12 protein-coding genes are annotated in these 14729 nt (G+C 70.5%); 3 read left to right on the top strand and 9 right to left on the bottom strand.

Features of this window, described 5'->3' with window-relative positions; translation table 11 throughout:
• Nucleotides 1-4: 4 nt before the first annotated feature.
• The 3 genes from CACI_RS21620 to CACI_RS21610 all read right to left on the bottom strand — a co-directional run bounded on the left by CACI_RS21620 (nucleotide 5) and on the right by CACI_RS21610 (nucleotide 2372).
• Nucleotides 5-760, bottom strand: coding sequence for a hypothetical protein (locus tag CACI_RS21620; RefSeq protein ID WP_015792964.1), 756 nt, complete (start codon nucleotides 758-760; stop codon nucleotides 5-7).
• A 137-nt stretch (nucleotides 761-897) separates the two neighbouring features.
• Nucleotides 898-1155, bottom strand: coding sequence for a type B 50S ribosomal protein L31 (locus CACI_RS21615; protein ID WP_015792963.1), 258 nt, complete (start codon nucleotides 1153-1155; stop codon nucleotides 898-900).
• A 98-nt stretch (nucleotides 1156-1253) separates the two neighbouring features.
• Complete coding sequence (locus CACI_RS21610) at nucleotides 1254-2372, bottom strand: aldose epimerase family protein (RefSeq protein ID WP_015792962.1); 1119 nt, start codon at nucleotides 2370-2372, stop codon at nucleotides 1254-1256.
• 114 nt (nucleotides 2373-2486) lie between these two features.
• Here CACI_RS21610 and CACI_RS21605 point away from each other — a divergent pair, with 114 nt between their 5' ends.
• Nucleotides 2487-3530, top strand: a complete 1044-nt coding sequence (locus CACI_RS21605) for a LacI family DNA-binding transcriptional regulator (protein ID WP_015792961.1) — start codon at nucleotides 2487-2489, stop codon at nucleotides 3528-3530.
• A 635-nt stretch (nucleotides 3531-4165) separates the two neighbouring features.
• Here CACI_RS21605 and CACI_RS21600 read toward each other — a convergent pair.
• Genes CACI_RS21600 through CACI_RS21585 form a run of 4 tightly spaced genes read right to left on the bottom strand, consistent with a single transcriptional unit; the run spans nucleotide 4166 to nucleotide 9085 of the window.
• On the bottom strand, nucleotides 4166-5188 hold the full coding sequence (locus CACI_RS21600; protein WP_015792960.1) for an ABC transporter permease: 1023 nt from the start codon (nucleotides 5186-5188) through the stop codon (nucleotides 4166-4168).
• Nucleotides 5185-6156 (bottom strand): ABC transporter permease, encoded by a 972-nt coding sequence (locus CACI_RS21595; protein ID WP_015792959.1) that lies wholly within the window; start codon nucleotides 6154-6156, stop codon nucleotides 5185-5187. Before CACI_RS21595 ends, CACI_RS21600 begins: the two co-directional genes overlap by 4 nt.
• A complete protein-coding gene (locus CACI_RS21590; protein ID WP_015792958.1) occupies nucleotides 6153-7910 on the bottom strand; it encodes a sugar ABC transporter ATP-binding protein in 1758 nt (585 codons plus the stop codon). The genes CACI_RS21595 and CACI_RS21590 overlap by 4 nt, the downstream gene beginning before the upstream one ends.
• A 59-nt stretch (nucleotides 7911-7969) precedes the next feature.
• Nucleotides 7970-9085 carry an ABC transporter substrate-binding protein gene (locus CACI_RS21585; protein ID WP_015792957.1) on the bottom strand — a complete coding sequence of 372 codons (1116 nt, stop codon included), beginning with the start codon at nucleotides 9083-9085 and terminating at the stop codon, nucleotides 7970-7972.
• A 325-nt stretch (nucleotides 9086-9410) separates the two neighbouring features.
• On the opposite strand from CACI_RS21585, the gene CACI_RS21580 reads away from it, so the two are divergent.
• Complete coding sequence (locus CACI_RS21580) at nucleotides 9411-12272, top strand: RICIN domain-containing protein (RefSeq protein WP_041542155.1); 2862 nt, start codon at nucleotides 9411-9413, stop codon at nucleotides 12270-12272.
• Between the two features lie 4 nt (nucleotides 12273-12276).
• On the opposite strand, the gene CACI_RS21575 is transcribed toward CACI_RS21580, so the two are convergent.
• The gene (locus CACI_RS21575) at nucleotides 12277-13101 is read right to left on the bottom strand and encodes an SDR family oxidoreductase (protein ID WP_015792955.1); all 825 of its coding nucleotides are present in this window, start codon (nucleotides 13099-13101) and stop codon (nucleotides 12277-12279) included.
• A gap of 77 nt (nucleotides 13102-13178) precedes the next feature.
• On the opposite strand from CACI_RS21575, the gene CACI_RS21570 reads away from it, so the two are divergent.
• Nucleotides 13179-13976, top strand: a complete 798-nt coding sequence (locus tag CACI_RS21570) for a helix-turn-helix domain-containing protein (RefSeq protein WP_015792954.1) — start codon at nucleotides 13179-13181, stop codon at nucleotides 13974-13976.
• On the opposite strand, the gene CACI_RS21565 is transcribed toward CACI_RS21570, so the two are convergent.
• A complete protein-coding gene (locus tag CACI_RS21565) occupies nucleotides 13960-14676 on the bottom strand; it encodes an O-methyltransferase (protein WP_015792953.1) in 717 nt (238 codons plus the stop codon). The two genes, CACI_RS21570 and CACI_RS21565, sit on opposite strands and share 17 nt — an antisense overlap.
• Nucleotides 14677-14729: the final 53 nt, after the last annotated feature.

The raw sequence follows: 14729 nt of genomic DNA, 5'->3' as shown, positions 1-14729 counted from the left end.
ATCGCTACTGCAAGTCGCACTTCCCGTACTCCGCCTGCCCGGCGATGTCGTGGCAGGTGAAGTTCGCAACCGGTCCGGACGCGTCCGGCGTGGTCACCGCCACGGCCCACGAAGCGGTCGTCCCGCCGCAGCCGACGTGCAGCGAGAACGCCATCGTCGAGGGCAGCGTGTACCAGTAACGCGACGTCGAACCGTTGCCGATGCCCTGCCACGGCGAGTAGCCCGCGCCCTGGGAGGCCTGTACCCAGACCCCCTCCACCGAGTGCCCGGACACGCAAGAGACCGTACCGCTGATCTGGTACGGAGTCGGTGCCTTGCTCGTCGCGGGTGGCGGTGGCGGTGCGCTGGTGGCCGTCGAGACCGGCGGTTTGGTCACGGTCTTCGGCGGCGTCGTGGTGGGCGCGTGCGAGGTGACGGTCACCGGTCCCGAGGGCGGCGGCGCGCTGGGCGGCGTCGTGGAGGACACGGGAGCGGTCGTGGGCGCGGAGGGCGAAGGCACTCCGGGCCGCGGCGACCAGGTGAACTGCGGCTGCTGCGAGTACCCGCCGTCGGAATCGGCGACGTAGGGCGCCGGACTGCTGATCGCGGCCGCCGCGCCGAGGGCGGGTTTGTGGGGCTGGGACGAGCCGCCGGCCACAGCCACCACCGACACGACGCCGACCCCGACGGCGACGACCGCCCCCGCCGCGATGGCGATCGTGCGCCTGCGTCCCGCAGCTGACGGTTCCGGCGGCAGCGGGATCGTCTGCTTGTCCTCCATGGCACCCCTTCGACCCGACCCGCTAAAGCGGGACATAAACCAGGATCGTTATACGCGACCCTGACCTCGGGCGCCCCGATTCCTCAACGGAATTCTAAGGAGTGCTCGGATGCCTTGCATGACAAGGGGAGCCGGACTCACTCGCCCTTGGTCGGACGCTGGTAGCGCCGGTTGAAGCGCTCGACGCGTCCGGCGGTGTCCACCACGCGGCTGTTGCCGGTGTAGAAGGGGTGGCTCGCCGAGGAAACCTCGACGTCGATGACCGGATAGGTCTTGCCGTCCTCCCACTCGACGGTCTGCCCGCTGGTCGCGGTCGACCGGGTGAGGAAGGCGTATCCGGCAGCCTGGTCGCGGAAGACGACAGCGTGGTAGTCGGGGTGGGTTGCAGGCTTCATGATGTTCCTCCAGCGCTCTTCGCGGGGTTGACGGTGCGATGAACGATCGGGCCCGTTGTGCTGTAACGCGGTCCGCGCCGGGATATTCCATGAACCGCTCAAGTGCGGACGCCGAAGGCGTAGACCGTCGTCGAAGTGAAGGAACGCCCTGGTAGGAGCACTGTCGAGGGGTAGTCGGGACGGTGCGGGGAGTCGGGAAAGTGCTGGGTCTCCAGCACGATGCCGCCGTATTGCTCATACGGGCGCCCGCCGAGGCCGGTCAGCGTGCCGTCGAGCTCGGAGGAGAGGTAGAGCTGCAGGCCCGGTTCGGTCGTCGCGATCTGCATCGTGCGGCCGCTGGCCGGGTCGCGGAGCGTGACGACGGGGCGCGGGACCGCTGTGCGTCCGCCGCGCAGGACGAAGCAGTGGTCGTATCCGCCGACGGTTTCCAGCTGCGGGTGCGGGTCGGCCAGGCGCGCGCCGACCGGGGTCGGGGTGCGGAAGTCGAAGGGGGTGCCGGCGACCGGGGCGGCGCCGTCGAGCGGGATCAGCGCCTCGTCGACCGGGAGGAAGCCGTCGGCGGCGACGGTCAGTTCGTGGTCCAGGACGTTGCCGACGCCCTCGCCGGCGAGGTTGAAGCGGGCGTGGTTGGACAGGTTCAGCACGGTCGGGGCGGTGGTCTCGGCGCGGTAGTCCAGGGTGAGGCGGCCGGCGGCGAGGGTGTAGCGGATGCTGACGGTGAGCTCGCCGGGGAAGCCCTCCTCGCCGTCGGGGCTGACGCGGGTGAGGGTGAGCGAGGTGCCAGCGGCGCCGTCGGCACCGGCAGCACCGTCGGCACCGTTCGCGTCGCCGACCTCGACGATGCCGTCCGGCGCGGTCCACAGGCGGGCGCCGAAGCCGGGCGTGCCGCCGTGCAGGGTGTTGGGACGCGGGCCGTCGTTGAGCGGCAGGCGGATCTCGCGGCCGTCGAGGGCGAAGGTGCCGCCGGCTATCCGATTGGCGTAGCGTCCGACGACACAGCCGTAATACGCGGCGCGCTCGATGTAGTCCGACAACTCGGAGAATCCGAGGACGACGTTGGCGATCCGACCGTCACGATCCGGCGTCGTGAGTTCCTGCAGGGTGGCGCCGTAGGCGAGGATCGTGGCCTGGGCTCCGGAGGAGTCGGTCAGCCGCCAGCTGTCGACCGCGGTGCCGTCGGGCAGGATGCCGAAAGGTCGGAGGGCTGAAGATCGCAACGGGGTGCTCCTCGGCGTCTGCATCAGAGTCTTGTGAAGATGTCTTGTGTAGATTGTCAGGAAATGAGCTATTCTAACGTTGGAACACTGACATCAGATCACATGGGTGGGGCGATGGGCGAGGCGACGAGCGGGACGAACGGCGCCGGATCCGCGCCGCGGCTGAAGGACGTCGCCGAGGCCGCGGGCGTCTCGGTGAAGACGGTGTCCAACGTGGTCAACGGCACGGTGCACGTAGCCGCCGCGACCCGGACCAGAGTGCAGGCCGCGATCGACGCGCTGGGCTACATCCCCAACGTGGCGGCCCGCAAGCTGCGCACCGGCCGCAGCGGCGTGATAGCCCTGGCCTTCCCCGAACTGCCCTCCCCGTACTTCGCGGAGCTGGCCGTCGAGGTCATCGCGGCCGCCCGCCGCCACGGCTGCACGGTCCTGATGGACGACACCGCCGGCGACCCCCGAGCCGAACTGCGCATAGCCAGCGGCCTGGGCGACCCGATGATCGACGGCGTCATCCTCAGCCCCCTGGGTCTGGACCAGCACGAACTCGCCGCCCGCGAACGCCAGATCCCCTTGGTCCTGCTCGGCGAAGCGGACCTGGGACTGGTCTGCGACCACGTCCACATCGACAACGTGACCGCCGCCCGCGAAGCCGTGGACCACCTCATAGCCGCCGGCCGCCGCCGCATCGCCGCCATCGGCTGGCAGGACCCGAGCCCCCGCGCCACCGCCCAGCAGCGCATGGCCGGCTACCGCCAAGCACTGGCAGCAGCCGGACTCCCCGCCGAGCCGGCCCTGTGCCCCCCGGTCCGCGCCTACTTCCGCCCCGACGGCGCCGCCGCGATGCGCCGCCTGCTGAAACTTCCAGAGCGACCCGACGCAGTCTTCTGCTTCAACGACCTGATGGCCCTGGGAGCACTGCGCGCGATCCACGAGGCGGGACTGCGCGTGCCACAGGACATCGCCCTGGTCGGCTTCGACGACGTGGAAGAGGCGGAGTACGCGATCCCCTCGCTGACAACGGTGGCGCCGGACAAGACCGGCATCGCCGAAGCCGCGGTGGACGCCCTGCTGCAGCGCATCGCGGAGGGCTACGGGGAGCCGGGACGGCTGATTCAGCCGGGCCACCGGCTGGTGGTGCGGGAGAGCAGCGGGGAGTAGGAAGGCGGGCCGGGGCGGTGATGGCGAACACTGCGATCTGCCGACCGCCGACCACATCAAGCCTTGCCGACCCCTGCCGATCGCGACCCGGAACTCACTTGCCCATCGCGATGGCAGCGGCGGGTGCTGCGGTATGCCGAGCGCCGACCACCTCAAGCCCCGCCGACCGCTGCCGATCGCGACCCGGAACTCAGTCGCGCATCGCGATGGCAGCGGCAGATGCTGCGGTATGCCGGGCGCCGAACTGGCCAGTGCTCTTGAGCGCCGCGATGTGCCGGCCGCCAAGCACATCAAGCCCTGCCGACCGCTGCCGATCGCGAACCGGAACTCACTTGCCCATCGCGATGGCAGCGGCGGGTGCTGCGGTGTGCCGATCGCCGAGCTGGCCAGTGTTCTCGAGCGCCGCGATGTGCCGGGCGCCGACCCGGTTTCCATCACCCCGCGCCACCGCCCCCCGCCGAACGCGGGCCGGGCCTCCACCGGGCCCGGCCACGCGTCTCCCACGGCCGCCGGGCACGCCCCGCCCGACGGACCGGCGCGGCGACCGTGCGCCGCCGTCTTCGCCCCCGACCCTGTCTCCGACCCCGTCTCCGCCCCCGCTCGTGTCTCCGCCCCCGACCCCGCTGCCGCGCCGGTCATCGTCGGCGCGAGCGCTCGAGCAGGGCCTGGGCCAGGACCACCACGGCGAGGAAGGCGCCGTTCACCGCGTCCGTCATCGCTGATCCGTATTGCGACAGGTAGCGGTCGATCAGGTGGTGGATCACCGCCAGCAGCAGGACGCCGCAGACGGTGCCGCCGATCGTGCCGTAGCCGCCGGTCAGCAGGGTGCCGCCGATGACCACCGCGGCGATGGCGGTGAGTTCGTAGCCGAGGCCGATCGTGGTCACGCCGGAGCCCAGGCGTGCGCCGCCTAGTGCGCCCGCCGCGCCGGCGAGGGTGCCGGACAGCAGGTAGACCAGCACCTTCGCGCGCGCCACCGGCAGGCCGAGCAGGACCGCGGAGTCCTGGTTGCCGCCGATGGCGGTCAGGGTCGCGCCGTAGCCGGTGCGTTCCATCAGGATCCAGCCGAGGGCGAACAGTGCTGCCACGACGCCCACCGGGACCCATGTCCCCGCGCCCAGATGCCGGAACCAGGAGTGCGTCGGGACCAGGTAGGTCGTCGAGCCCTGATTCGTCAGCGCCTGCAGCAGCCCGCGCGCGCCGAGCAGTCCGGCCAGTGTGACGATGAACGGCGCCATCCCGCCATAGGCGACCAGCACCCCCTGCACCGCGCCCCACGCCGCGCACACCACCAGCGGCAGCAGGATCGCCAGCCACGGTCCGTGCGCCGAGCCGCGCGCCGCGAGCACCCCGCCGAGCGCGTAGAGCGATCCCACCGACAGGTCGATGCCGCCGGTGGTGATGACGAAGGTCATCCCCAGCGCCAGCAGCCAGACGAAGGCGTTGTTGCCCAGGATGGTGCTCACGTCCGACCAGGACGCGTCCGACGGCGAGGCGATCGTCGCCGCCGCGCACACCGCTACCAGCACCACCAGCGGCCCGCGCCGCTCGGCGCGCCGGATCCAGCGCTCGCGCGGGGTCTCCAGCAGTCCGTCGCGGCCGGTGCGCGGCGGCGGAGCCGGCACCGGCGCCATGGTTTCCGACGTCCGCACGCTCATCGCGTCCCCCGCTCTCTGGACACGTAGACGGCCAGGCAGATCAGCACGGCCTCGACGATCTGCGTGGTGGAGGTCGGCACGTTGTGCTGGATCAGCACCGCCGAGACCAGCTGCATGAACATCGCGCCGGCGACCGTGCCCAGCACCCGCACCCGGCCGCCGGACAGCGGCGTGCCGCCGACCACCACCGCGGTGATCGCGCTCAGTTCCATGTTCAGTCCCTGATTCGCCGGGTCGGCCTCGGCGCCGTGCCCGACGATCAGCACGCCGGCCAGCGCCGCGAGCACTCCGGAGAGCACGTACACGGTCACCAGCACGCGGCTCACCGGCAGCCCGGCGAGCAGGCTCGCGCGCTTGTTGTCGCCGATCGCGACCAGCTGGCGGCCGAAGGTGGTGCGCCGCACGGTGTACGCCACCACGCCGGTCGCCGCCAGCGCGAGCCACGCCATCAGCGGCAGCCCGGCCACGCTCTGCTCGCCGAGGTCCAGGATCGAGGCGTCGGCCACCGGCTTGGCGGTCGCGCCGTTGAGCAGTTCGGCCAGTCCGCGCAAGCCGATCATCAGCGACAGGGTCGCCACGATCGGCTGCACCCCGGCGAAGGCGACCATCGCGCCGCCGACCAGTCCGGCCGCCGCGCCGAGCACCAGCGCCAGCGCGATCGCCGGCACCGGGCCGTAGCCGATGTACAGCGGGATGACCGAGGCCGCCAGCGCGATCGTCGCGCCGACCGACAGGTCCACGCCCTCGGTACCGATGACCAGCGCCATGCCGAGCGCGACGAGCACGGTCGGGGCAGCCTGGAACAGCTGCACGCGCCAGTTCGACGTGGACATGAAGTCGCCGTTCATCGCGGTCGCCACGGCGATCAGCACCGCCAGCGCCGCGTAGACGCCGTAGCTCTGCGCGAGATCCAGGATCCGGTCGCGGGCACCCGCGCCGTCCACGGGTTCGATGACGGCGGCGGTCATGACGCACCCTCCTCGCGGTCGTCCGCTCCCCCGGGTTCGGACCCGCTGGGCGAATCAGACTCGTCGAGCTCCTGGCCCTCCGGCCGCTCCCCGGCCAGCGCGCGCATCAGATTCGGCGCCGTGACCTGCTCGCCCTCCAGCCGCGCCGCCACCGATCCGGTGTGCAGCACCACGACTCGGTCCGAGCCCTCGAGCAACTCGTCGAGCTCGGAGGAGATCAGCAGCACCCCGACCCCTTCCGCAGCAAGCTGATCGACGATCGTCTGTACCTCCGCCTTCGCTCCGACATCGATGCCGCGGGTCGGCTCGTCCAGCAGCAGCACCCGCGGGTTCAGGCACATCCACCGCGCCAGCAAGACCTTCTGCTGGTTGCCGCCGGACAGGTCCTGGACCTTCTGCTCCGGGCTGGAGGCCTTGATCCGCAACCGGGTCATGAAGAACTCGACGATCCGGTCCTGGCGCGCGGTGGAGACGATCCCGGCGCGTGAGAGCCGGGGCAGCGCCGCCAGCACGATGTTCTCCCGGACCGACAGCCCCGGGATGACGCCCTCGGCCTTGCGGTCCTCGGCCAGCATCGCGATCCCGGCCCGCACCGCGGCCTGCGGGCTGCGCCGCCGGATCTGCCGCCCGCGCACCGCCACCGTGCCGGACGCCGGATGCGCGCCGATCACCGCCTGCGCGGTCTCGCTGCGTCCCGCGCCGAGCAGTCCGGCCAAGCCAACCACCTCGCCGGAGGCGACCTCCAAGCTGACGTCGCGCAGCCGGTGCCGGTCGGTCAGCCCGCTGACGCTCAGCGCCGCCTGCCCGGCAGCCGGGGTATCGGGACCGCCCGCCTGACGGTCCCGACCCCGCCCCCAGCGCCCCCGTGCCGCCGGAAGCAGATCCCCCAGCGCCGCGTCGTCCGCCGCCGGCCGCCGCTGCGCCTTGTCCGGCGCGAACGCGGTGACCCGGCCCTCGTGCGCGGCCAGCAATGCGCGCCCGAGCATCAGCGCGACCAACTCGGTGCGCGGCAGCGCCGCCATCGGTCCGGTGTGCACGGTCCGGCCGTCGCGCAGCACCGTGACCCGGTCGCAGATCTCGTACAACTCGTCCAGCCGGTGGCTGACGAACACCACCGCCGCGCCCTGCTCCCGCAGGGTCCTGATGACCCCGAACAGGGTCTGGACCTCGCGCGGCTCCAGGCTGGAGGTGGGCTCGTCCATGATCACCACACGCGCGTCGGTCCGCACCGCCCGGGCCAGCGCGACCATCTGCCGCGCGCCCAAGCCGAGCGTGTGCACCGGCGCGGCGACGTCGACCCGCACGCCGTAGCGCACCAGGATCTCCCCGGCCATCCGGTTCATCGCGCGCACGTCGACCAGGCCGTACCGGCGCGGTTCGCGCCCCAGGAACAGGTTCCGGGCCACCGACATCATCGGCACCAGGTTCACTTCCTGGTAGATCGTGGAGATGCCCGCGGCCTGCGCCTCCAGCGGCGTGCGGAAGGAGCGCTCGGTCCCGTGCAGCGCGACGACCCCGTCGTCGGGACGGTAGACGCCGGTGAGCAGCTTGATCAGGGTGGACTTCCCGGCGCCGTTCTCCCCCATCAGGGCGTGCACCTCGCCGGGGCGCACCAGCAGGTCCGCGCCGCGCAGGGCGTGGACGCCGCCGAAGCTCTTCACCACCTGCCGCGCCTGCAACGCGGCAGGAGCGCCCGTGGGCGCTCCTGCCTCCGGCAGCGCGGAGGGGTCTGGTTCATCCGGCCTTGTCGGCACGGTTCCTCCTCAGTGGACCCAGGAATCTCAGACGTCGCAGATCCCCGCGCCACCCGCTCTTAGTAGACCTGGCCGCCGGACAGTGCCTGCTGGGCGTTGGCCTGGGTGAAGTGGCTGTCCTTGATGATCACCTTGCTGGCGACCCCGGAGGTCCCGAAGAACGCCTGCAGCGAGGAGAAGGCCAGCGGACCGAAGCGCGGGTTGGTCTCGACGTCGGCGTAGATCGTGCCGGCGGCCACGTCCTGCACCGCCTGCTGCGTGCCGTCGATGGAGACGATCTTGATGTCCTTGCCGGGCTTCTTGCCGGCGGCGGTGATCGCCTGGATCGCGCCGAGCGCCATCTCGTCGTTCTCGGCGTAGACCGCCGTGATGCCGGGGTTGGCCTGCAGCATCTGGGCCATCACCGACTGCCCGTCGGTCTGGTCGAACTTGCCGGTCTGCGAGGCGACCACGGTCATGTTCGGGTATTTGGCCTTGACCTGGTCCTGGAACCCGTTGGTCCGGTCGGTCGTGACGTTGTTGCCCGGCGTGCCGGACAGGATCGCGACCTTGGCCTGGCTGCCGGTCGCCGTGGCCAGGTCGTCGGCGGCGATCTGGGCCTGGCCGTAGAAGTTCGAGCCGATGAAGGCGATGAAGTCGCTGCACGCGGTGCCGGTCACGGTGCGGTCGATGGTCAGCACCGGGATCTTCTTCGCCTTGGCCTCAGCCAGCGCCGGGCCCAGACCGTCGGAGTTCTCCGGCGCCACGATCAGCACCTTCGCGCCTTGCGCGATCATGTCCTCGATCTGCGAGTTCTGAGCGTTGACGTCGGCGTTGGCGTTGCGCTGGATCAGCTTGACCCCCAGCGACTTGGCCTGGTTGGTGATCGAGTCGGTCTCGGTGGACCGGAAGGGATTGCTCGTGGACTCCGACTGCGAGAACCCGACGATCGTCGAGGGGTCGGTCAGGTTCAGCTGGGCCACGCCGCCGCCGTAGGTCTGGGACGTGCAGCCCGGACCGGAGGCGGAGGTGGCGACCACCTGCTGGGCCGCGGTCCCGGTCGAGGTGGCGCCGGAGGCGGCGGCCTTGGGCGCCGACTTGGCGCAGGCGGCGGTGCCGGCCAGGCAGGCGGCGGCGACCGCCGCGGCTATCGCGGGCCTGGTCAGTGTTCTTACACGCGGGCGCATGGGACGCATGGGAAATGGTCACATCCTCGTCACGGGGGAATCGGGGTCGCGTTCCGTGGTGCGGTGTTTCCAACGATGTAACGCTAGTCATGCACGTCCGGCGAAGGTGTGTCAACCCTCTTCTCACCCGAGGCAAAACCGTTCTCAGCCCTCTTCAATGGCTTGGAGCTGCGGTTTCCCCGCCGGGACGGTCCGACGACGTTTTCCTCGACTCAACGCAGGGTCTTGACGCATGCGCGCTCTGGTGCCTGAATGAGGCATTACATCGTTGAATCAGGGCTGCTCTACCCACCGGAGCCTCATCATGTCCCTGCCCCATGCGCCGCGGCCTTCCCTGCCGCTTTCCCGCCGCGCCGTGCTGCGCACCGGCGCCCTCGCGGCGGCCGCACTCACCACCGGTCCGTACCTGGCGTCCTCCGCCTCGGCGGCCACGGCTCGTCTCGCGCCGGCCGGCGGCGGCCTGTACTCCCCGAACGCCGCTCCCCTGGCGCCGACCGCGCTGCTGCGCCTGCCGCCCGGCGCCGTGCGCGCCTCCGGCTGGCTCGCCGGACAGCTCCAGCTCCAGGTGGACGGTCTGTGCGGCAAGTACCAGGACACCTCGCACTTCCTGAACAAGTCGACCACCGGCTGGCTCAACCCGTCGCAGACCGGCTGGGAGGAGGTGCCCTACTGGCTGCGCGGCTACGGCGACCTCGGCTACGTCACCGGCAACGCCGCAGTCCTGGCCGACACCGCTAACTGGATCAACGGCATCCTGGCCACACAAGCCGCCGACGGCTTCTTCGGCCCGGCTTACCTGCGCACCAACCAGAACGGCCAAGCCGACTTCTGGCCGTACCTGCCCCTGCTCCAGGCGCTGCGCAGCTACCAGGAGTACACCGGCAGCCAGCAGGTCCTGAACGCGATGACCGCGTTCCTCCGGTTCATGAACGCGCAGCCCGGCTCGGTGTTCTCCGCCTACTGGCTCTCCTTCCGCGTCGCCGACGGCCTGGACGTCGTCTACTGGCTCTACAACCGCACCGGGGAGGCCTTCCTGCTCAACCTGGCCGACACGATGCACGCCAACAGCGCGAACTGGCTGAACAACCTGCCCACGCCGCACAACGTCAACCTGGCGCAGGGCTTCCGCGAACCGGCGGTATACGCGCTGCGCTCGGGCCAGTCCGGCATGACGCAGAACGCGTATCAGAACTATGCGTCGATCATGGGACGCTGGGGTCAGTTCCCCGGCGGCGGCTTCACCGGCGACGAGAACGGCCGGATCGGCTACGCGGACCCCCGCCAGGGCTTCGAGACCTGCGGCGTGGTGGAGCTGATGGCCAGCCACGAGCTGCTGAACCGGCTCACCGGCGACCCGGTCTGGGCCGACCGCTGCGAGCAGCTGGCGTTCAACATGCTGCCGGCCACCCTGGATCCGCAGGGCAAGGGCACGCACTACATCACCTCGGCGAACAGCGTGGACCTGTCGAACACCGCGAAGACCCACGGCCAGTTCAGCAACGCCTGGGCGATGCAGGCGTACATGCCCGGCGTGGACCAGTACCGCTGCTGCCCGCACAACTACGGCCAGGGCTGGCCGTACTTCACCGAGGAGCTGTGGGCCGCCACGCCGGACAACGGTCTGTGCGCGGTGATGTACGCCCCTTGCTCGGTCACCGCAAACGTGTCCGGCGGCCACTCGGTCACCATCACCGAATCCACCGGGTATCCGTTCACGCAGTCCGTGACGCTGACGCTGACCATGTCCGCCCCGGCAACGTTTCCGTTGTACCTGCGCGTCCCGGGCTGGTGCTCGGCTCCGGCGGTCGCGGTCAACGGCGGGCACGTGAGCGCACCGGCAGGACCCGCCTACACCTCGATCTCGCGGACCTGGCACACCGGGGACACGGTGACGATCCAGCTGCCTTCCACTCCCGTCGTCAGGACGTGGAGCGCGATCGGCGGCGCGCTGTCGGTGTCGAACGGCGCGCTGGACTACTCGCTGAAGATCGGCGAGAACTACGTCCAGTTCGCCGGGAACTCCGAGTTCCCCGAGTACGAGGTGCACGCCACGACGCCCTGGAACTACGGGCTCTCGCTGCCCGCGGCGAACCCGGCGGGCGCTCTGTCCTTCCACGCCGCCGGCGGCGCTGTGCCAGCGAACCCGTTCACGCAGCAGAGCGTGCCGGTCAGCATCACCGCACCGGCCGCGCAGATCGCCAAGTGGACCACCGACGATCAGAACGTCGCCACGGAGCTGCCGACCGGACCCTTCCAAACGTCCGGGACGACCAACGTCACCCTGATCCCGATGGGTGCGGCGCGGCTGCGGATCACCGCGTTCCCCGCCGCCGGCTCCAGCGGCAACGCCTTCTCCCAGCCCGGCGGCTACTTCCGGCTGTTGAACGCCAACAGCGGCAAGGTCATGGGCGTGTCGAACATGTCCTGGGGCGACTCGGCGAACGTCGTGCAGTTCGACGACAGCGGAACCGCCGACCACGTCTGGCAGCTGCTGGACAACGGCGACGGGAACGTCCGCATCCGTAACGCGAACAGCGGTCTGGTGCTCGGCGTGGACGGCATGTCGACGGCGAACTCGGCGAACGTCGTCCAGTTCGAGAACACCAACACCCTGGACCATGTCTGGACCCTGATCGACAACGGCGACGGCCGGATGCGCATCCGCAACGTCAACAGCGGACGGGTCGCCGGCGTCGCCAACATGTCGACCGCCGACTCGGTGAACGTGGTCCAGTACGACGACAACGGCACGGCGGACCATCTCTGGACCCTGATTCCCGACGGGCCGGTACGGATCGTCAACAAGAACAGCGGTCTGGTCCTCGGCGTGGCGAACATGTCCACCGCGAACTCGGTCAACGTCGTGCAGTACGACGACAACGCCACCGCCGATCACCGCTGGACCTTCCTGAGCGATTCCGGCGGCTGGTGGCGGATCCAGAACCAGAACTCCGGCAAGGTCATGGGCGTGTCGAACATGGCGACCACGGATTCGGCGAACGTCGTGCAGTACGACGACAACGGCACCGCCGACCACCTGTGGCGGCTGCGCCCCGGCGGCGGTCCGTGGTTCCGCATCCAGAACAAGAACAGCGGCCTGGTGCTCGGCGTGGCGAACACGTCCACGGCCGACTCGGCGAACGTCGTGCAGTTCGACGACAACGGGTCCGCAGACCACCTGTGGCGGATTCTCTAGCGGATCAAGCCTTGGTGGCCAGCGGACGCCAGGCCTCCCAGGTCTCCAACCGCTTGCGATACGCGGCCTCGACGACGGGATAGGGGTAGGCGCCGAGGAACAGCCGAAGAGGCGGTTCCTCGGTGTCGACCAGTTCCAGGATGACCTCGGCGGTCATCGCAGGGTCCTGCGGCGCGCGGGTGGTGGCGCCGGCGCGACGGGCTTCGCGGATCGGCTCGTACGCCGCCATCGGCTCGGCGTGCACTGCTGAGCCGCCGGACCAGTCGGTGCCGTACGGACCGGGTTCGACGATCGTGACGTGGATGCCGAGCGGGCCGACTTCCTGAGCCAGCGCCTCGCTCATGCCCTCCAGACCCCACTTGGAGGCGTTGTACAGACCCAGCGTCGGGAAGCCGGCGAGCCCGCCGAGGCTGGACACTTGCAGGATGTGGCCGCTGCCCTGCTCGCGCAGATACGGCAGCGCGGCCTGCGTCACCCACAGCGGACCGAGCAGGTTGGTGTCGAGCTGCGCGCGAGCCTGTTCCTCGGTGACCTCCTCGACGATGCCGAACAGCCCGTAGCCGGCGTTGTTGACCACGACGTCGAGGCGACCGAAGGTCTCGGCGGCCCGGGCGACCGCGGCGAAGGCGGCGGCGCGATCGGTGACGTCGAGCACCAGCGGGAGGACGGCGTCGCCGTAGACGTCGACAAGCGGTTGCAGGGACTCCGGACGGCGCGCCGTCGCCGCGACACGATCGCCGCGGGAAAGGGCTGCCTCAGCCCAGATCCGGCCGAAGCCGCGGGACGCGCCGGTGATGAACCATGTCTTCGTGTTTCGCTCTGTATTCATGCGTAGATCGCTCATAGCTCGATCGTCCGCCGACCGCTGATCTGCAACCAGCACCCCCGCGGGGTTACCCTCGCGCCATGGGTTCGGACAACCTGTTGGGAGAGTTCCTGAAGGCTCGGCGGTCGCGGATCGCGCCGTCGGACCGGGAGGTGGCGCTGTCCGGACGGCGCCGGGTCGCCGGGCTGCGGCGCGAGGAGCTGGCGCGGCTGGCCGGGATCAGCGAGCCGTATCTGACCCGGCTGGAGCAGGGCGTCGACCGGCATCCCTCGCCGCAGGTGCTCTCGGCGCTGGCTCGGGCGCTGGAGCTGGACGCCGATGCCTCCGCGCACTTCTACGCGCTCGCGGCGCCGGACAGCGAGCCCTCCGCCGAGCCCGAGGTCAGCGAGGACGTGCACCGACTGCTCGACGCGTGGGCCGACACTCCGGCTTACGTACGCAACAGGCGTTTCGACGTGCTGGCCGCCAACAAGCCGGCCAGGGCGCTGGCCGCGATGTACGAGCCGGGGCGCAACCTGGCGCGGGAGATGTTCTTCTCCGCGCAGGTGCGCCGGTTGTTGCCGGATTGGCCGCAGATCGCGGAGCAGACCGTCGCGGCGCTGCGGGCGGAGGCTGACGTGCGCGACCCGCAGACCGTTCAGCTCATTGCGGAGTTGGAGGGCGACGAGGACTTCCGCCGCCTGTGGGTGCGGCATGACGCGCGCCCTTCGCGTGACGAGCTCAAGCGGTTCGCGCATCCGATCGTCGGGGAGCTGGCGCTGCGGCGGCAGGCGCTGACCGTCGGCGGCGCCGAGCAGCAGGTGATCATCGTGTACCAGGCGGCGCCCGGGAGTCCGTCCGCGGAGGCCCTCGCCCGGCTGGTCATAGGCGGCAGCTGATTTCCATGCCGTCCTCAACGGGGAACGTCACGCCTTCGTAGCCGTTGGCCGGGTCGCGCACGTAGGCCAGGTAGGGCTGGACCGAGTCGAAGCTCGTGTCGTCGGCGATGACCAGGGCGCCGGGGACCAGGTGCGGTTCGAGGGCGCGCAGGACCGGCGTGTACAGGTCCTTCCATCCGTCCAGCAGGACGAAGTCCACGTCCGACCCGGCGCCGTCGGCGTCCAGATGCTTCGGGATGCTCTGGAGGGCGTCGCCTTGAAGGATGGTGACGACGTCCCGCAGTCCGGCTTCCTCGAATGTGGCGCGCGCCGCCTCGATCTTCGCCGCGGACATCTCGGTGGTCACCACGTGCCCGACGCCGTTGTCGCGGACCGCGGCGGCCAGGTGCAGCGTGGAGATGCCGTAGGACATGCCGAACTCGATTACGGTGCGCGGCTTCACGGCGCGGACGAGGGTGTAGAGCAGGCGTCCGGCGTCGGCGGAGATCGGCATGTAGATCTCCGACCAGGCGTCGGCGCGCTGTTGGGCGTCGGTGTCGGTGAAGCCTTCGGGGCTGCGGGCCAGGGCGCGCTGGTAGGCGGCGTCGTCCTGCTGCGCGGCGGCGAACAGGCGGCGGAGGGGTTCGGCGACGCGGGGGTCGCGCAGGGTGCTGGGGGCGCTTGGGATGCTCGGGGTGCTCGGGGTGCTGATCGAGGTCATGTCCGGTAGAGTAGACGCAACGTTGCGTCTTGTCTACAGCGGACGGCTCTATC

This window comes from Catenulispora acidiphila DSM 44928 (assembly GCF_000024025.1).
Classification (GTDB): Bacteria; Actinomycetota; Actinomycetes; order Streptomycetales; family Catenulisporaceae; genus Catenulispora; species Catenulispora acidiphila.
The sequence above is the reverse complement of the archived record's forward strand: the minus strand, read 5'-3'. Positions and strand labels throughout refer to the sequence as shown.